Origin of the sequence: Streptomyces typhae, from assembly GCF_009755605.1 — a bacterium.
Taxonomy (GTDB): domain Bacteria; phylum Actinomycetota; class Actinomycetes; order Streptomycetales; family Streptomycetaceae; genus Streptomyces; species Streptomyces typhae.
Genome location: NZ_WPNZ01000022.1, coordinates 35,442 through 52,882, shown reverse-complemented (window position 1 = coordinate 52,882; position 17,441 = coordinate 35,442). Strand labels below are relative to the sequence as shown.

Sequence of the window (17,441 nt, the reverse complement as noted above, 5' to 3'; positions counted from 1 at the left end):
CACCTTCCGCAGGATCGCGCGGGGGAGGGAAGCCGAACGGCCCCGACGCCCCACGGTAGGGGCGGCGCCGCGCCACGCACCGACTCTCCGGGACTTTCGACGGAACCTTTTCGCCCGGCGAGGTATCTCTTCACCCGGAGGGGGCGTCCCCTCCCCGAGGAGAGGAGCTGTTCCGCATGGTGCGTCGAGTCCAGGTGCTGCTGTTGGCCGCCCTGACGTTGGTGGCGGGAACGGTGATGTCGAGTGCGCCGGCCTCCGCCGTCATCGGCGGGTCGAAGAGCGCCTACGGCCCGTGGGCGGTGCGCATGCTCGTCGACGGCAAACCGGCGTGCACCGGGACGGCGGTCACCAGCCGCTGGATCCTCACCGCTTCGCACTGCTTCTACGAGCAGGCCCGCCCGGTCGCCGACCGGCGGATCTCGTTCCGGGTCGGCGACCTCGACGTCCGCAAGGGCACCACGGTCCGCCCGGTCGGCAAGCGCGCGGGCAGCGCGCACGCCGACATGATGCTCATCAAGGTGTCGCGCATGGATGTCCGCACGGCGCGTCTCGCCACGTCCCCGGTGCGCATCGGCCAGACCGTGCGGCAGTACGGGTGGGGTGCCACCTGCACCACGGACGAGAACGCCTGCCAGTCCCGCGTGCTCAAGCAGTCGAAGCTGCGGGTCGTGTCCGCGGACACTCCCCGGTGCAAGGGCTACGTCACGCCGAGCGGCCCGGACTTCTGCATGAAGAAGGTGTCCGGCATTCCCGCGGGCGGTGACTCCGGCGGCCCCGTGATGAGCGTCGGCCCGCGCGGCACCGAAACCCTCGTCGGCGTCTTCAACGGCTCCGACCGGGAGCAGGTCGCCCAGGCCGGGAAGATCTCGAAGCAGCTCACCTGGATCCGTTCCGTCACCCGGGGATAGCCCGGTCACCCGGGGACGTCCCACTCACCTGGGGGCATCCCGGTCACCCGGGGCAGCCCCGGTCCGTTCCGCCACCCGCGGACGACCCCGCTCACTCGGGCGGCGACCCCTCAGCGGTCGCCGCCCGTTCCACATGGCCTGCTGCCAGCCGTCCGGGTGTTGGCGCGAAACCACCCTTGACCGTGGTCTGCCAAAGTCTATGGTCCGGACTAATCGGCAGTCGTGGAACATCCGGCCCCGGGTTCGACCCCACCCCCCACGCCCCTCTCCCCCCACGTCACCCCGCCCACCCACGAGCACTTCACGTCCCCCCGACGCAGTATCGCCGTGAAGGAGTACGCATGGACAAGAAGCGGAAGCTGGCCGCCGTGATCGGTGCCGGACTGGCACCGGTACTCGCCCTCACGCTGCCGACCGGTTCGGCCGGCGCGCACGGGTACGTCAACGCGCCGGCCAGCCGTCAGGCGCAGTGCGCCGCGCGCACGGTGCCGTGCGGCGCCATCAAGTACGAACCGCAGAGCGTCGAGGGCCGCAAGGGGCTGCGCAGCTGTAGCGGAGGCAACGGCAGGTTCGCGGAGCTCGACGACGACAGCAAGGGCTGGAAGGTCAGCGACGTCAGCAGGACGCAGACCTTCACGTGGACCTTCACCGCGAGGCACCGCACGTCGAACTACGAGTACTTCGTCGACGGCACCAAGGTCGCCACCGTCGACGGCGGCAACCAGCAGCCGCCGGCGACCGTCTCGCACCAGGTCAACCTCGGCAACTTCACCGGAAGGCACAAGATCCTCGCGGTGTGGAACATCGGCGACACGGCGAACGCCTTCTACGCGTGCATCGACGTCAACATCCGCTGAGCACCTCCGCACCTCCGAAGGTGCAGAACTCCTTCACCCGCACGGTGCGCATCCGCACGTATGGAGTGAATCCGCACCTGCCGAAACGAACGGCGCCTGACGGGCAGCCCCCGATCAGGCGCCCCTTCGCGCGTGGCCGCCCCGGCGGTCCCCGGCGGCCTACGAGCCTCCGGCGCCGGAGCGTCGAGTGGCGCGGCGCCGCAGGTGCAGCGGCAGCACGTACCAGCAGAGGCCGAACCACAGCATGATCCCGCCGGCGAGGGCCTCGGCGAGGGGACCGGGGACGACGATGCGCAGGATCAGCAGGACCGTGCAGCCGATGGTCAGCGCCAGGAGGACCATGCCGCACATCATCAAGCGCCCCGCGGTCGCCACCACTTCGTCCTTCATGCGCTGGCCGGACAGGAACCGGTGGATGGGTACGGGCGCTATCAGCGCGCCCGTGGCGGCCGCGCCGAGAACCACCGTGATGATGTAGACGGTGCGGTCGAACGTGCCCAGCTCCCGGAACAGGGGCGTGAAGGCCACGCTGAGCAGGAACCCGAAGAGGATCTGTACGCCGGTCTGGGCGACCCGGGTCTCCTGCAGGATCTCGTGCCAGCGGCGATTGGCCCGCTCACGGGCGTTCTCCGTGTCGTCGGCGTTCTCCGGCAGCTCGACGGTCCGCTCCGTCATGGTCATGGCATCCTCCCCGTCACCGACAGACCGAATGCCCCGTGCGGGCCGCCTCATGCGGGTCTGACGTGCGACGAGAGCCGTGTGTGGCGACCTTGTGACCAACCCGGCAGCCGAAGGTGTTCCACGTAGTCCTATATTCATACAAAGCATCCGTGCGCGGCCCTGCTGCGATGAACACTGGGTAGGACCGCAGTGGTTGACACCGACCGAACCGCTCATGCTCCGGCGGAGTCCCGTGCCGCACGCAAGGCGCGGGAGAAGGCACGCAAGCGCAAGCGCCTGGGCGTCGGCGCGGCCGTGCTCGCCCTCGGGGGCACCGGCGCCGCGTACGTACTGACCTTCGGGAACTCCGACGGAAGCGGCGACGCCCCGCAAGCGGCGCCCACGTCCCTGGGCGACACGGCCGAGGGCGCGGGTTCCGCGAAGCGGGCGAAGGACAAGAAGGAGGAGTGGGACGGCAAGGTCCAAGTCCTGGGGGACGGCTCCACCTCCTACGCCGGGCCGCAGTCCGGACAGCTGAAGCCGAAGAAGCTCAAGCCCGGACAGAAGCCGCCCCAGTTCGTGGTCTTCTCCTGGGACGGCGCGCTGGAGGGCGACGACCAGCGCTTCTCCCACTTCCGCAAGGTGGCGCGCGAGAGCGACGCCCACATGACGTTCTTCCTCACCGGCATCTATCTGCTGCCGGAGAGCAAGAAGATGCTCTACCGTCCGCCGCAGCACAAGCCGGGCTCGGCCGCCATCTCGTACCCGACCGTCCCGCACATCCAGACCACGCTCACGCAGCTGCGCGGCGCCTGGAAGGACGGCAACGAGATCGGTTCGCACTTCAACGGGCACTTCTGCGGCCCCAAGGGCGGCGGGGACTGGAGCGCCGAGGAGTGGAAGAGCGAGATCGACCAGACGTACGGGTTCATCAAGAACTGGAAGACCAACACCGGCTTCACCGGCGAGGCGCCGCTGCCCTTCGACCCGGACCGGGAGATCGTCGGCGGCCGCGCCCCCTGCCTGGAGGGCCAGAAGAACCTGCTGACCGCGATCAAGCCGTTCGGCTGGCGCTACGACGCCAGCTCGTCCGGGGACTTCCAGATATGGCCGTCCAAGATGAACGGCATATGGAACTTCCCCCTTCAGCTCATGCCGTTGCAGGGCAAAGAGGTGCAAGTCCTCTCCATGGACTTCAACTTCCTCTACCACCAGTCCGGCGAGGAGACCCAGGGCGACCCGGCGAAGTTCCCGGCCTGGAAGGAACAGGTCAGGGCCTCGTACATGAACGGCTTCAACCGGGTCTACAACGGCAGCCGGGCGCCGATGTTCATCGGCAACCACTTCGAGGACTGGAACGGCGGTATCTACATGGACGCCGTGGAGGACGTCATGCGGGACGTGTGCCCGCGCAAGGGCGTGAAGTGCGTGTCGTTCCGGGAGCTCGCGGACTGGCTCGACGCCCAGGACCCGAAGGTCCTGGCGAGGCTGCGCATGCTCGATCCCGCGCAGGCGCCGGACTGGAGGACGCTCGGCAAGTAGGGCGGCCCCGGTCGCCGACCGTCCCGTTCACCCACCGGCCCACCGTTCACCCACCGGCCCACCGTTCACCCACCGGCCCACCGTCGGCCGTCCCTGTGGCCGCGCCTACTTCACCGCCTTGATGTAGTCGGCCCACAGGCCGACCGCCCGTTCGCTGCCGGGGGTTTCGGGGGAGTCGCCGCCGAGGCCCTTCAGGGGCAGCGGCACCAGGTCGGTCAGCGACATGCGGTAGACGACCACGGCCGTGGTCTCGGCCTTGGTGCCGCCCACGAACCAGCCCGCCGTGTTCGCGGTGGTCGTCCCGGTCTTGCCCACGGCGCCGGGGTGCGCGTCGCCCGCCGCCGCGGCCGACCCCTCGGTCATGGTGGCCCGCAGCGCGTCCGTGACCGCCTGGGCGGTCCGCCGCGTCACCGCACGTGCGGGTCTCGGCTTGACGACCGGCACCGCGTCACCGGCACGGCTGACCGACCGCACCGAGTACGGTTCGGTGTGCATGCCCCCGGCGGCGAAGGTCTGGTACGCGCCGGCCATCCGGATGGCGCTGGGCGTCGAGTTCTCGCCGAGCGCGAACGCCGGGACGCGTTCCCCGAGGCTCGATTCGAGCAGACCCGCGCGCAGGGCGTACGACTCCACCTTGTCGAGGCCGACGTCGAGGCCGAGCTGGAGCATGGGCGTGTTGACGGAGTCGGCGACGGCCTGCCGCAAGGTCACCTGGCCCCAGTCGCGGCCGCCCTCGTTGCGCCCCTTCACCACCTTGCCGCTGCGGTCCCAGTACGGGCCCTCCGGGGTCCGCACCGCGATCCGGTTGTTGCCGTCGTACAGGCTGGTGGGGGAGACGGGCGTGCGGGTGGCGCCGCGGGTGCGCTGCACGCCTTCGTCGAGCGCGGCGGCGTAGACGAACGGGGTGAAGGCCGAACCGGCCGGGATGGTCGTCGCGTTCGCCTGGTTGAATCCCTGCTTCAGATAGTCCTTGCCGCCGTACATGGCGAGCAGGCTGCCGTCCGGGGCGACGGATGCCGCGCCGATCCTGGCGTGCTCGTCGGTGCGGGGGCGCTTCTCGGCGTCGAAGTCCTTCTCCGCATTGTGGACGGCCGCGGTGAGGGCCTTCGTACGGGCCCGGTCGAAGGTCGTGCGGATCTGGTAGCCGCCGAGGTCGTAGTCGGCGGCCTTGATGTGCCCGGCCTTGATCGCGTGCCGCTTCGCGAGTTCCACCAGGTAGCCGGTCTGCGCGCCCGGGATGCCGCCGGTGCCCGGCCCGGTGGGCTCGGGGAACTCGGTGTACGTGGCGCGCTCGGCGCGGGTGAGATGTCCGGTCTCGACCATGCGGTCCAGGATCCAGTTCCACCGTTCGACGGCGCGCTTGTGGTTCGCCTTGCTGATGGCGGGGTCGTAGAGCCCGGCACCCTTGAGGAGGGAGGCCAGGAACGCGCCCTCGCTGGGGTTGAGACGAGACACGTCCTTGCCGTAGTACGCGTGCGAGGCGCGCTGGATGCCGTAGGTGCCGCGCCCGAACCAGCTGGTGTTCAGGTAGTTCTGCAGGATCGTCTTCTTGCTCGTCCGGTTGTCCAGCTTCACGGCGAGCAGGAGCTCGGTGAACTTGCGGGAGAGCGTGCGGTCCTGGTTCAGATAGACGTTCTTCACGTACTGCTGGGTGATGGTCGACCCGCCCTGGGTCTCCCCGCCGGTCACCGCGGCGCCCACGGCGCGCATGACACCCGTGGGCGAGACTCCCGCGTCCGAGTAGAAGCTGGCGTTCTCGGCCGCGAGGACGGCGCCCTGGACCTTCGGCGGCACCTTGTCCAGCGGTATCTCCTGCCGGATCACCCAGCCGGTGCGGGCCATGACGGAACCGTCGGACCAGTAGTACACGTTGTCCTGTTGTGTGGCGAACGAGTTGAGGTCATCCGGTATGTCCGTGGTGGCGTAGGCGATCGCGACGAAGCCGGTCAGACCGATCACCACGTACAGGAAGGCCCCGAGGGACTGGCGCCACGAGGGCACCCAGCGCCGCCACCCGCTGCGCCCCGGGCGGGGATACGCGGGCCGCAGCCGCCGCAGCTGCCCGCGAGCCACGGCGAGCGCACCGGATATGCCACCGGTCGCGCCACTGGACGTGCCCTCGCCGGAGCGCGTCCCGCGCCGCTTCCCGGGCTTTCTGCGCCGCCCCGTCGGCCCGCCGTGACGCCCGAACACCGCCCGGCGGCCACTCGGTTGCCCCCCTGTGGCCGTATTCCTCCCACCCACCCCGCATGCCTCCTCCGCTGCCCCTTTGGGCACACCTTAGAGGTACGTGAAGTGGGGCAGGACGGGGCATGGACCTGTTCTGCGGCAGTCGCCGGAAACCGCACAGGCCGAACGGATCTACAAAAGTGCCGAGTTGTGCGACGATTCCGTCCCCCGGCCTTGGTCGTCCGGGCAACAAAAGAGGAAACAGAGTGATATCGAAGAGATACAGACCCGCCGTCGTCGCGGGTCTGACCGTGGCCGTGATGTCCGGCTCCACGCTCGCGTACGCCGCACACGCGGACACCGCCCCCAGCAAGCCGCGCAAGGCCGACCGCAAGACGGTCGACACCTTCGCCCGCATCGCCGAGGATGTCCTGTCCCGGCGCGCCGACGCCCTGGTCCAGGGGCACGGTGCCGCGGGCACCGGCGCCTCCGCGTCGCACCTGTCCCGCCGGCTCAAGAAGGACGAGGCCGCCGCGCTCCGTTCGCTGCAGTCGCGCAAGTCCCGCCTCGCCCAGCTCGGCGAGGCCTACACGGACGCGGACACCCGCGTGGTCGTGGACCGCGCCACCATCAGCGGCAGCACGGCGACCGTGGAGGTCACCGCGTCCTCGACGCTGACCTACAAGAAGCTGCGCGGCGACGAGCCGAAGACCACCGCCTTCTCGACGCGTCAGGAGCTGAAGCTCGCCGCCGCGAAGGGCGGCGACTGGCAGCTCACCTCGATCACGTCCCGTGACAGCGGCCCCGTCGCGGTCGTCGAGCCGCTCACCGCCGGGACGAAGACCGTCAAGGACGACGGCAACCAGTACCCGGACGGCACTCCGGCCGCCACCAAGGCCCCCACGAGCCCCACGCCCAGGAAGACCGGCGGCTCCTACGACTACGCGGCCATGGCCCGGTACGCGGAGAAGTACTGGCGCAACTACAACCCGGCCTACGCCCGGTTCAACGGCTCCGGCGGCGACTGCACCAACTTCCTCAGCCAGGCGCTGAAGGCGGGCGGCTGGAAGCACGTGCCGGGCTCGGCCTCCGACTACCGCAACTGGTGGCACGACGGCACGCGCCAGAGCACCTCCTGGGTGGGTACGAACGAGTGGGGCTGGTTCACCCTCTCCAACCGGCGCGCCCCGAACCTGACGAACGTCTACCAGCTCGACGTCGGTGACGTCCTGCAGATGGACTTCGACAAGAACGGTTCCAAGGACCACTCCATGCTGGTGACGTACCGCAACAACCGCGGCATGCCGTACCTCACCTACCACTCCACCGACACCTACCGGCGGTCGCTCGCGAGCATCATCGCGTCCTACCCCAACGCGCGTTACTTCGCCTACCGCACCTGACGGGGCCTTCGGCCCTCCCCGGTCACCGGGTCACCGGTGCGGCCGGGGAGGGCCGCTGCGGACGCGACGTCCCGCCCGCGACACGACGATCACTCCGCCGGACGACGATCACTCCACCGGTCCGGCCGCTCTGCCCTTGTTGGCATGGAAGCGCGCCTTCTTCTGACGGTTCCCGCACGTGTTCATGTCGCACCATTTGCGAGTGCGACTCCGGCTGGTGTCGAAGAAGGCGGCCCGGCAGGTCGGTGACGCACACAGGGCCAGCCTCCCGTCCCGTTCGCCCGCGACGATGCCGATGGCGTCGGCGGCGATCACGGCAAGGGCGTCCTCCACGCCGAGGGTGTCTTTCCTGCGGGTTGCGGAACCGAGCCGCCACAGCCGCTGCCCCTCGGGGGTCAGGACCGCCGCGGCCCGCCCCTGAGTGCTGCGGTCATTGACGACCTGGACAGCGGAGGCCGGGAGAGCCTCCCGGGCGGCGGCCGCCGTCGCGACGGCGTGGATCGACTCCCTCAGCTCCCGGGCGAGACCGAGCTGGGCCTCCGTGCAGGAGTCCACGGCGAGACCGCTCACCACCAGCCAGTCGACGAGCCGCCCTGGCGTGGGAACGCGCTCCACGGCGTCGCCGTGACGCTCCGACAGCGTCCCCGTGAAGCTGGTCGCCAGCACAGTCCCGAGGCGGAATTCAGGGAACGCGGCACACATGGAACCACCTTAGCCGGTTGCCGCATGGTGCGGAGAACTGTTAGAACCGTCATAGCCGGTTCACGGTAGGGCGTGGCCGGTCCGGTTCCACGACGGCCAGGAGGTCCCATGCCCCGTCCGGCGAGTGACGTGCGCGCGTTCGAAGCCCACGTGGCCGACGCCGACCTCGACGATCTGCGCGCGCGGCTGGCCGCGGCGCGACTGCCGGAGGCCGAGACGGTCCAGGGCGCACCACCCGGCCCGCGCCGATGGGAGCAGGGCGTGCCGCTCGCCGACCTGGCCGACCTCGTCACGTACTGGCGCACCGAGTACGACTGGCGGCCTTTCGAGGCGCGCCTCAACGGGATCGGCCAGTTCCGCACGACGGTCGACGGCCTGGGAATCCACTTCCTGCACCGTCGGTCCCCGCGCGCGGACGCCACCCCGCTGCTCTTGACGCACGGCTGGCCGGACAGCGTCGTGCGGTTCACCGATGTGGTGGACGACCTGGCGGATCCGCAGGACGCGGACGCACCGGCGTTCCACGTCGTGGTCCCGTCGCTGCCGGGGTTCGGCTACAGCGACAAGCCGGCCACCACCGGGTGGGGAACCGAGAGGATCGCGGCCGCGTGGGTCGAGCTGATGGGAAGGCTCGGCTACGACAAGTTCGTCGCCCACGGCGGCGACTGGGGCGGCAACATCACCACGATCCTCGGCGGCAGGTTCCCGGCCCACGTCCTCGGCATCCACACCACGTTCGCCGAGGGCCCGCCCGGCCTGGCGACGGACGGCCTGACGGCGGTCGAGCGCGAGTGGGCCGAGGAGGCCCGCCACTTCTGGCGCCACCGCGCGGCGTACGCGAAACAGCAGGTGACCCGGCCGCAGACCGTCGGCTACTCGCTCGTCGACTCACCGGTCGGCCTTCTCGCCTGGATCCTCGACAAGTTCGCCGAGTGGACGGACACCGAGGACAGCCCCTTCGAGACGATCCCCCGGGACAAGATCCTCGACGACGTCACCCTGTACTGGCTGACGCGGACCGGCGCGTCGGCGGCCCGCATCTACTACGAAAGCCACAATTCGCTCGATCCCGAACTCCGGGTCGACGTCCCGGCGGCGCTCACCATGTATCCCCGCGACGTCGAGAAGTGCCCGCGCCCCTGGGCCCAGGAGCGCTACCGGCAGATCGTCCGCTGGCGGGAGCCGGAGTCCGGAGGGCACTTCCCGTCGCTGGAGGTCCCGGAGTACTTCGTCGCGGACTTGCGGGAGGGGCTCGCGGCCGTGCTGGCCGCGAGGGGCCGAACGCCGTAGCCCCGCCGGTCGAACGGCGGGGAGTGATGTCCTGAGGACAGGCGGACATCAGCTGACGGGCTCGCCGAACCAGCGCGCGAGGTGGTCGTCCAGGTCCTGCTGCTCGTCGCCGATCCAGGCGACGTAGCCGTCGGGGCGCATCAGGACGCACGGAACGTCCAGTGGCGCGGTGGGATCCGTGAGGTGATCGACCCGGTCCGACCAGCCGTCGACGGACAGGCCTGCTGTGCGGTCGAGGAGCAGGCCCCGGCCGCGGTGCAGCAGGTCGTAGAGGCGGCCCTGTGCCAGGTCGAGATCGCGCAGGCGGCGGCCGAGCAGGTCGGGGCCCGCGCCGAAGTCGTAGCGGATGTCGATCGCGGTGATCTTCTCGATCAGGCGGCGGTTCACCTCGTCGATGTCCATGAGTTCGGTGAGGAGCCTGCGCACGGCCTGCGGTCCCGGTTCGGTGGAGGTCAGTTCCCGCTGGGCGCGGGTGTTGTCCAGCACGGCCTCGGCGACCGGGCGGCGTTCGGTCTGGTAGGTGTCGAGGAGCGTGTCCGGTGCCCGGCCCCGGATCTGCGCGGCCAGCTTCCAGCCGAGGTTGAAGGCGTCCTGCACACCCAGGTTGAGGCCCTGTCCACCGGCGGGCGGATGGATGTGGGCCGCATCGCCGGCCAGGAGGACCCGCCCGACCCGATACCGCTCGGCGAGCCGGGTGGCATCCCCGAAACGGGACATCCAGCGCGGGGAGTGCACACCGAAATCGGTTCCGGCGACGGCGCGCAACTGCTGCTTGAAGTCATCGAGGGTGGGCGGTCGTCCGGCACGTTCGTTGCCCCCTGCATGGAGGGCATCGGGGCCGACGGCCACGTCGGGGACGGCGGTGGCGTGGTGGACGACGGGGACCACGACGCGGTAGACACCGCCGCCGAAAGGCCTGAGGCTGAACGTGCTGTCGGTCTCGTGGATCTCGGCTGCCTTGGCGGTGGCCTCCTCCTGCGACACTCCCACTTCCATCTCGCCCATCAGCGTCTCGGCCCGCGAGGGCTCGCCGGGGAAGCCGACGCCGAGTCGTTTGCGTACGGTACTGCGTCCGCCGTCACAGCCCACGAGATAGCGCGCACGCAGTTGTTGCCCGTCGGCCAGCTCGACGGTCACCCCGTGGCTGTCCTGTGCGAAGGCGGCCACGGCGCGACCGCGCCGCACCTGCGCGCCCTGTTGGATCGCGTGCTCTTCGAGGAGACCGACGACGACGGGCTGTGGGATGCCCAGCAGATAGGCGTGCGCGGTGTCCAGGCCCGCGGGCGCGGGTTTGGCGATGGCGGCGAAGAATCCGCCGGCCGGGCGCCGGCGTCCGTGTTCGCGCATGCGATCCAGCAGGCCGCGCATGGCCATCAGTTCGAGACTGCGGATGTGCAGGCCGACGATGCGGACGAAGGAGACGGGCTCGGTCTCCTTCTCCAGTACGAGTACGCGCACGCCGTGCAGCCGCAGTTCGGCGGCCAGCGTGGCACCGGTGGGCCCGCACCCGGCAATGATCACGTCGTACGGGTCGGCGTCGGTGTGCCGCGGGGAATGAGAGGTCACAGGTGGCGTCCTTCGGGAGTGCCTGGGTGGAGAGGCGCTCCCGGCGACAGCTACGCCGATCGCCCGACCGTGACAGGAAGGGGGAGCACCCACATCGCTACTGCGTTCATGGGTCTCACCTCCTCGGGCGGTGTCGCGGTCCACTGCAAAGTACAGACCCGGGCGTCACCCCGTCCAATCCTTTTCGCATCCCGCTCAACCCTCTCCTCGGGCCGCACGCCACCCGCCCCCGGAGGCAGGTCCGCCTCGTCAGAGGTCTTGACAACTCGATTGGTCTGGACCAACTTTGCGCACAACGACGGTGGTTACGCCGTTCGCTTCCGCCCTTCACCTCTTCCTGGAGGCCCCCCATGGATCGTGCACGACAGGGCAGACCCGGCGTTCGCCGGAGAATCGGCGCGGCCATCGCCGTCGGTGCGGCCGCCGCGCTCGGCGTCACCGGGCTCGCCGCGCCCGCGCAGTCGGCGGACGCCAAAGCGGCAGTCGGAACGGCGAGCGCCAAGGCGGCGGACGTCAACGTCGCCAAGAACGCCGGGTTCGAGGCGGACCTGAGCAACTGGACCTGCGCCGCGAACAGCGGCGCCGCCGTCACGTCCCCCGTGCACGGCGGCGCGAAGGCGCTCAAGGCCACCCCGTCGGGCCAGGGCACCGCCGAGTGTTCCCAGATCGTCGCGGTGAAGCCGAACTCGACGTACAAGCTGAGCAGCTGGGTGCAGGGCAGCTACACCTACCTCGGCGCCCGCGGCACCGGCACCACCGACGTGTCGACCTGGACGCCGGGCACCTCTTCCTGGCAGCAGCTCTCGACGAGCTTCACCACCGGCGCGAACACCACCTCGGTCACCGTCTACACACACGGCTGGTACGGGCAGAGCGCGTACTACGTGGACGACGTCAGCGTCTTCGGACCCGACGGGGGCGGCGGCCCCGACCCGGTGGAGATACCGCCCGTCCCGGCCGGCCTCACGGCGGGCACGGCGACGCCCACGTCCGTGGACCTGTCCTGGACCCCGTCGAACACGGCCACCGGCTACACCGTCTACCGCGACGGCACGAAGGTCGCCTCGGCGAGCGGCGCCTCCACGACCGTCACCGGCCTCACGCCGGAGACCACGTACAGCTTCCAGGTGAGCGCCTCGAACGCGGCGGGCGAGTCGGCGAAGTCGTCCGCGGTGTCCGTACGGACCCCCAAGGGTGACGGCGGCGGCGACGGCACCGTGCCCCGGCACGCGGTGACCGGCTACTGGCAGAACTTCAACAACGGCGCGACCGTGCAGAAGCTGCGGGACGTGTCCTCGCAGTACGACATCATCGCGGTCTCCTTCGCCGACGCCACCACCACGCCGGGGCAGATCACCTTCAACCTGGACCCGGCCGTCGGCTATGCCTCGGTCGCCGACTTCAAGGCGGACATCGCCGCGAAGAAGGCCGCGGGCAAGTCCGTGATCCTCTCGGTCGGCGGGGAGAAGGGCACCATCTCCGTCAACAGCGACGCCTCCGCGACCGCGTTCGCCAACAGCGCCTACGCGCTGATGCAGGAGTACGGGTTCAACGGCGTCGACATCGACCTGGAGAACGGCCTCAACCCCACCTACATGACGAAGGCGCTGCGCCAGCTGTCCGCGAAGGCGGGCCCGAAGATGGTGCTCACGATGGCGCCCCAGACCATCGACATGCAGTCGACGTCCGGCGGCTACTTCCAGACGGCGCTGAACGTGAAGGACATCCTCACGGTCGTCAACATGCAGTACTACAACAGCGGTTCGATGCTGGGCTGCGACGGCAAGGTCTACAGCCAGGGCAGCGTGGACTTCCTCACCGCGCTCGCCTGCATCCAGCTGGAGGGCGGCCTCGACCCGTCGCAGGTCGGCATCGGCGTCCCGGCGTCGACGCGCGGCGCGGGCAGCGGATACGTCGCCCCGTCCATCGTGAACAACGCCCTGGACTGCCTGACCCGCGGCACCGGCTGCGGTTCCTTCAAGCCGTCCAAGACCTACCCGTCCCTGCGCGGCGCCATGACGTGGTCCACGAACTGGGACGCGACGGCGGGCAACGCGTGGTCGAACGCCGTCGGCCCGAAGGTGCACAGCCTTCCGTAGCGCACGGCCCCGATCGGACGGGACGGACCAGTCGTGGTCCGTCCCGTCCTGCCGCATCGACCCCACCGAATGGCCGTTCCCTTCGGCCCGCCATCGCCGCGCCGGTCGCCGAGCGGTGGCGACGAGGTCGGGGCGTTCGTCGTCCAGCCAGGCCAGGGCGTGGTGGCGGCCGGCACGCTGTGGTACAGCCGGGAGCGGTCCTGAAGGTCGGCGGGGACGTCTTCACCGGGCATGCCCGGAGCGACTCGGGCTACGCGGGCGGGGTCACCAGGGAGGCCGTGACGACCACCGGTGCCGGTCGCCCCGCCTCGCGCAGGGCCTCGGCGGTCATCTCCACCAGCCACACCGCCACGTCCGGCGACCACTCCCGCGTGCCGCAGCCGAACCGGACCACTTCCCGCATCCCGTCGGTGTGCACCGTACGGCGGAGATCGAGGTCAAGCCCGGGGAGCGCGCTCTCGGCCCCCGAGGGCGTGTCCTTCGTGCCCGCCGCGAAGACATCCACCATCCCCTGCGCCTTCTCCCGTACCGCTTCGCGCAGGGCCGTCACGTCGTGCTCGCCACCTCCACCGTCCCCGGGGGTTCGGCAGGAGACGGTCACCACCACCTCGTACCGGGCATCCGGATCGGCCAGGCCGAACCACGGTGCCAGCTCGATCTGGTGGAAGGCGGTGTCGCGCTCGGTCGCGTGCAGCGGCAGCAAGGCGTGCAGACCGGTGAAGGTCACCTCGCCCGCGCGGGCGAGGGCCTCGGACAGCAGGAGGGCGATCGGCCGCAGGGGGAGCCCCGGACGCGGCGGGTCGGTGAGCACCCCTGCCCCCAGCCACGCCAACTGGCGCACCTGACCGTCCTGCGTCCAGTCACCGCCGACCTCCTCATGAGCCCACGCCGTGGGTTCGTGGCTGGCTGTGACCTCGCCGTTCTCGTGCAGCAGCCCGCCCACGGTCCGCCAGCCGTAGGAACCGGCGCGATCGACGACGAGGGAGAGGACGTCCTCCGCGACATCGGTGTCGCCATCCTGCGGCATCACCCCGTCGAACCACGGACGCAGTTGAAGGGTGCCGTGCAGACCGACGGCGACGGTGGGGGGAAACACAGGCAGGCACTCCCGGAGAGAGAAGCAGGCGGTGCCGGAAGAGTACTCTTCCGGCACCGCCCCGGCCGTCAGCCGTGGATCACAGGCCGCAACCCAGCTTCTGCGTCGCGGTGATCTTCTTGTGGCTGTCGTCCGGGTAGCCGATCAGGTCGACGTCGATGACGCTGCGGAACTCGTGCAGACCCACGTTGTACGTGCACTTGTACGCGGCCGCCGTGCGCTTGCCGCTGCCGCCGCCGGAGTAGACGTTCTTGGCCTCCTTGGTGAGGGTCTTCCACTGGCCCCCGCGCTTGACCTGGAGCCACACGGTGACCTTGGCCTTGACGCCCCTGGCCGGGCCGCTCAGGTTCTTCCACCAGCCGTGGGCGTTGATGTGTCCGCGCACCGTGTGCGAGAAGTGGACGTTGTCGCCGAGGGTCTGGAACGCCCCGACGCCGGAACCGGCGCGGGCCGCCTCCGCGGTGGCGACGCTGCGGTACTGCGGCGTGTCGGAGCTTGCGGCCTGGGCCGGGACGGCCGCGCTGACGGCGAGCAGAGTGGCCAGGGCAGCGGAAGCCGCCCCCGTACGGATACGCACGTGGAGTTCCCCCAAAGAAGGTCGTTCGGTCGCGGCACGTTCGACGCGACGTTCGTACGTGCCGCAGTCTAAACACCTGGTCGGGGGCGTGTCTGCGGCGGTCCCCCCTGGCGGGTCCCGCACCGCCGGCCCCCGCCGGAGGGTTCCTCACCGTCGGCCGGCGGTGGCCCCCACCAACTCGTGGGCCAGGTCGAAGCGGACGCCGTCGGGGTTGCGCAGTCCCTTCTCCGCATACCAGGAGCGGTCGGCCTCCGGGTGCGGGCCGCTGACGCCGACCCTGCCCTTGCCGTACGGGGCGACGACGACGGCTGCCGATCCGTTCGGGTAGGTGGCCAACACGTCGGCGTCGGCGTCCTCGTCGAGGAGGAAGGCGGGACCGTCCTGGAAGTACATGTGGCGCTTCTTGTCGCGCCAGGTCACGGGCACCACGGTGTCGCGCTGGTGATGGATCGTGGTGTCCGGCAGGTCGATGTAGCCGTCGGTGTCGCCGGGCAGCAGGTCGAAGCCCGGGTTGCGCCCGGCGAGGTACGCGCCGAAGCACAGGCCCAGGTAGCCGCCTCCGCCGCGGACCCAGTCGCGCACGGCATTGGCCGAGCCGCGCAGGTCCCGCCAGGTCCTTTCGAGGTCGGCGCCGCCGCCGGGCTGTACGTACAACTGCGCGTCGGCGAGAGTGTCGGCGGTGAGGGGCACTCCGGTGCCGGGGCCCACGTACGTCACCCTGAAGGGCTGTGGTGCCCGGCGCAGCAGGTCGGCGACGGACGGCGCGCACTCGGAGCAGCCCTGCGGGCCGTTGTAGACCAGGGCGAGGGGTGACCCGTCGCCCGGCCGGTTACCCCGACCGCCGTGCTCGTCGGAGTCCGCGCGTGCGCCCCGCTCGTCGGAGCCCGAACCTCCGCACCCGGCTGCCAGCAGGGCGGTGGCAGGGAGGATGCCGAAGAGGAGCCGACGCCGGTCCACACCGGCACCGGGCGGACGCGGGCCGACACTCGGGTCCATATCGGTCATGCCTTCTCTCCCCTGTGCCTGCGGTGGTGCCTGCGGTGGTGCCTGCGGCCGGTCTCCACCTGCCGGGGTCCCGCGGTTTCGACCGTGTTCACTGGCGGGCGATGAACACCTGCACTCGCTAGGAGTGTTGTGCATGGTGGAAGGTTCCCGGGAGGAATGGTCCGCCGGGTGATTCTGTGGGCATGGTGGAGCGGGACGCACCGTGTTTGGTCAGGACTCGCGCACGTCCGGTCAGAACTCCCAGACGATCGAAAGGAACGCAGTGCACACCCACGAGAGCAACGTTCAAGGCGACGGGAAGGTCCCGGGAGCCGTTCCGGAGGCGGCTACGGGTCTGCCCCACAGCGCGTACATAGCGGCCGTGGTCGAGGCACTCGAAGCCGCCCGCCTCCACATCCGCGGCCGCCCCCGCACCTGGGGATGCCCCGACCAGGACTCGCACGCCTACCTCTACGCGGAGATCAGGGTCGATCCCCGCCCGGTGCACGACCGCGGCCGGGCGGACGCGCCGCCGGGCGGCGAGTGGCCCAACGGCCTCGACCTGATATGGAGATGGCTGCCGGAGGGGCCGGAGAGCGGACCGCTGTGGCAGTGCAGCGAGCCCAACGACGACGGCAGCCTGGCACGTGAGCATCGTGAGCACGATCTGCCGCTCCTGGGCTGCGCCGCACCGGACGCCGTCGCACGCGCCGCCATCGAGGTCGGCGCCAGGCAGGCTGACGCCGGTATGGGTCGGTGCCGTCCGTCCGGCGCCACCGGCGACATCATCGGCGACGTCTGGGACCAGGCCGACGCGCTGACCGACGCGTGCAAGGCGTGGTTCAGCCGCTGACAGGCGGCACGTCCCGCGTCCTGGGAGGACAGGGGAGGGGAGCGGCGGAGCCCTCAGCCGCCGGTGGTGGTCGCGACCAGCTCGACCTCGAAGCCGTCGGTGTCTTCGAGGTAGGCGGCGTAGTGCTGTCCACCGCCCGCGTGGGGGTGCCGCTCGGGGAACAGCAGACGCCAGCCGTGCCGAGAGGCGCGGGCCGCGAGGTCCTCCACCGTCTCGGCGTCCGTGACGTGAAAGGCCAGGTGGTTGAGCCCGGGGCGGCAGCGATCGTGGTCGGCGGCGGTGAGCGCCGACGATTGCTCGACGACGATGTAGGTCGGCCCGAGGCGCCAGCTCCGGCCGCTCTCCCAGCTCTGGAACGGAACGTAACCCAACGTCTCCAGCAGCCAGCCGAGCGAGTCCTGCGTCCGCCGGAGGTCCTTGACCCACAACTCGACATGGTGCAGCGTTCCGTGCAGCGGATGGTTCATGGTTCCTTTTCGGTTGCTTGAGCCCTGGCGGCACCGCCAGCACTCGACGTGCTTCTGGAGTGCTTCTGGAGTGTCTTTGGAGCCCGGCGACATGGCAGGGACTCGCAGTGCCTCGCCGGACCCCCGGTCCCTCAGCCGTCTGTCCGAGCTTCCCCATTTATACGTGGGGCGCCCGCCTTATACGTGGGGCGCCCGCCGAGGCCGCTGGTGCGGAACCTCCCACGGCGTACGAACGCTCGCGCGTCCCGACGGCCTTTGCCGCCGCAGG

15 protein-coding genes are annotated in these 17,441 nt (G+C 70.4%); 7 read left to right on the top strand and 8 right to left on the bottom strand.

Annotated elements, in window-relative coordinates; translation table 11 throughout:
• Window positions 1-176 precede the first annotated feature (176 nt).
• Both GPA10_RS31760 and GPA10_RS31755 read left to right on the top strand, forming a co-directional pair.
• The gene (locus tag GPA10_RS31760; protein ID WP_157168481.1) at window positions 177-908 is read left to right on the top strand and encodes a S1 family peptidase; all 732 of its coding nucleotides are present in this window, start codon (window positions 177-179) and stop codon (window positions 906-908) included.
• A gap of 341 nt (window positions 909-1,249) precedes the next feature.
• Window positions 1,250-1,765, top strand: coding sequence for a lytic polysaccharide monooxygenase auxiliary activity family 9 protein (locus tag GPA10_RS31755; protein ID WP_058846532.1), 516 nt, complete (start codon window positions 1,250-1,252; stop codon window positions 1,763-1,765).
• A gap of 159 nt (window positions 1,766-1,924) precedes the next feature.
• Here GPA10_RS31755 and GPA10_RS31750 read toward each other — a convergent pair whose 3' ends face one another.
• Entirely contained in the window at window positions 1,925-2,446 is a 522-nt protein-coding gene (locus tag GPA10_RS31750) for a DUF6328 family protein (RefSeq protein ID WP_058846533.1), read from the bottom strand.
• A gap of 189 nt (window positions 2,447-2,635) precedes the next feature.
• On the opposite strand from GPA10_RS31750, the gene GPA10_RS31745 reads away from it, so the two are divergent.
• Window positions 2,636-3,967, top strand: a complete 1,332-nt coding sequence (locus GPA10_RS31745) for a hypothetical protein (RefSeq protein WP_241844843.1) — start codon at window positions 2,636-2,638, stop codon at window positions 3,965-3,967.
• 105 nt (window positions 3,968-4,072) lie between these two features.
• On the opposite strand, the gene GPA10_RS31740 is transcribed toward GPA10_RS31745, so the two are convergent.
• Window positions 4,073-6,040, bottom strand: a complete 1,968-nt coding sequence (locus tag GPA10_RS31740) for a transglycosylase domain-containing protein (RefSeq protein WP_343041550.1) — start codon at window positions 6,038-6,040, stop codon at window positions 4,073-4,075.
• Window positions 6,041-6,402: 362 nt separating this feature from the next.
• Here GPA10_RS31740 and GPA10_RS31735 point away from each other — a divergent pair, with 362 nt between their 5' ends.
• The gene (locus tag GPA10_RS31735; RefSeq protein WP_343041549.1) at window positions 6,403-7,539 is read left to right on the top strand and encodes an amidase domain-containing protein; all 1,137 of its coding nucleotides are present in this window, start codon (window positions 6,403-6,405) and stop codon (window positions 7,537-7,539) included.
• 108 nt (window positions 7,540-7,647) lie between these two features.
• Here the strand turns inward: GPA10_RS31735 and GPA10_RS31730 are convergent, their stop codons facing one another.
• Window positions 7,648-8,241 (bottom strand): CGNR zinc finger domain-containing protein, encoded by a 594-nt coding sequence (locus GPA10_RS31730; protein WP_157168479.1) that lies wholly within the window; start codon window positions 8,239-8,241, stop codon window positions 7,648-7,650.
• Between the two features lie 108 nt (window positions 8,242-8,349).
• Between GPA10_RS31730 and GPA10_RS31725 the strand changes: the two genes are divergently transcribed.
• A complete protein-coding gene (locus GPA10_RS31725) occupies window positions 8,350-9,531 on the top strand; it encodes an epoxide hydrolase family protein (protein WP_157168478.1) in 1,182 nt (393 codons plus the stop codon).
• A gap of 48 nt (window positions 9,532-9,579) precedes the next feature.
• Here GPA10_RS31725 and GPA10_RS31720 read toward each other — a convergent pair whose 3' ends face one another.
• Window positions 9,580-11,097 (bottom strand): FAD-dependent monooxygenase, encoded by a 1,518-nt coding sequence (locus GPA10_RS31720; protein WP_343041548.1) that lies wholly within the window; start codon window positions 11,095-11,097, stop codon window positions 9,580-9,582.
• 350 nt (window positions 11,098-11,447) lie between these two features.
• Here GPA10_RS31720 and GPA10_RS31715 point away from each other — a divergent pair, with 350 nt between their 5' ends.
• Entirely contained in the window at window positions 11,448-13,196 is a 1,749-nt protein-coding gene (locus GPA10_RS31715) for a chitinase (protein ID WP_157168477.1), read from the top strand.
• Between the two features lie 250 nt (window positions 13,197-13,446).
• Here the strand turns inward: GPA10_RS31715 and GPA10_RS31710 are convergent, their stop codons facing one another.
• The 3 genes from GPA10_RS31710 to GPA10_RS31700 all read right to left on the bottom strand — a co-directional run bounded on the left by GPA10_RS31710 (window position 13,447) and on the right by GPA10_RS31700 (window position 15,874).
• On the bottom strand, window positions 13,447-14,292 hold the full coding sequence (locus GPA10_RS31710) for a hypothetical protein (RefSeq protein WP_058846539.1): 846 nt from the start codon (window positions 14,290-14,292) through the stop codon (window positions 13,447-13,449).
• 79 nt (window positions 14,293-14,371) lie between these two features.
• Complete coding sequence (locus tag GPA10_RS31705) at window positions 14,372-14,869, bottom strand: hypothetical protein (protein ID WP_058846540.1); 498 nt, start codon at window positions 14,867-14,869, stop codon at window positions 14,372-14,374.
• A gap of 147 nt (window positions 14,870-15,016) precedes the next feature.
• The gene (locus GPA10_RS31700) at window positions 15,017-15,874 is read right to left on the bottom strand and encodes a BPL-N domain-containing protein (RefSeq protein ID WP_246260169.1); all 858 of its coding nucleotides are present in this window, start codon (window positions 15,872-15,874) and stop codon (window positions 15,017-15,019) included.
• Between the two features lie 262 nt (window positions 15,875-16,136).
• Between GPA10_RS31700 and GPA10_RS31695 the strand changes: the two genes are divergently transcribed.
• The gene (locus GPA10_RS31695) at window positions 16,137-16,706 is read left to right on the top strand and encodes a hypothetical protein (protein ID WP_157168476.1); all 570 of its coding nucleotides are present in this window, start codon (window positions 16,137-16,139) and stop codon (window positions 16,704-16,706) included.
• Window positions 16,707-16,759: 53 nt separating this feature from the next.
• Here the strand turns inward: GPA10_RS31695 and GPA10_RS31690 are convergent, their stop codons facing one another.
• The gene (locus GPA10_RS31690) at window positions 16,760-17,173 is read right to left on the bottom strand and encodes a VOC family protein (RefSeq protein WP_058846543.1); all 414 of its coding nucleotides are present in this window, start codon (window positions 17,171-17,173) and stop codon (window positions 16,760-16,762) included.
• Between the last annotated feature and the right edge of the window lie 268 nt (window positions 17,174-17,441).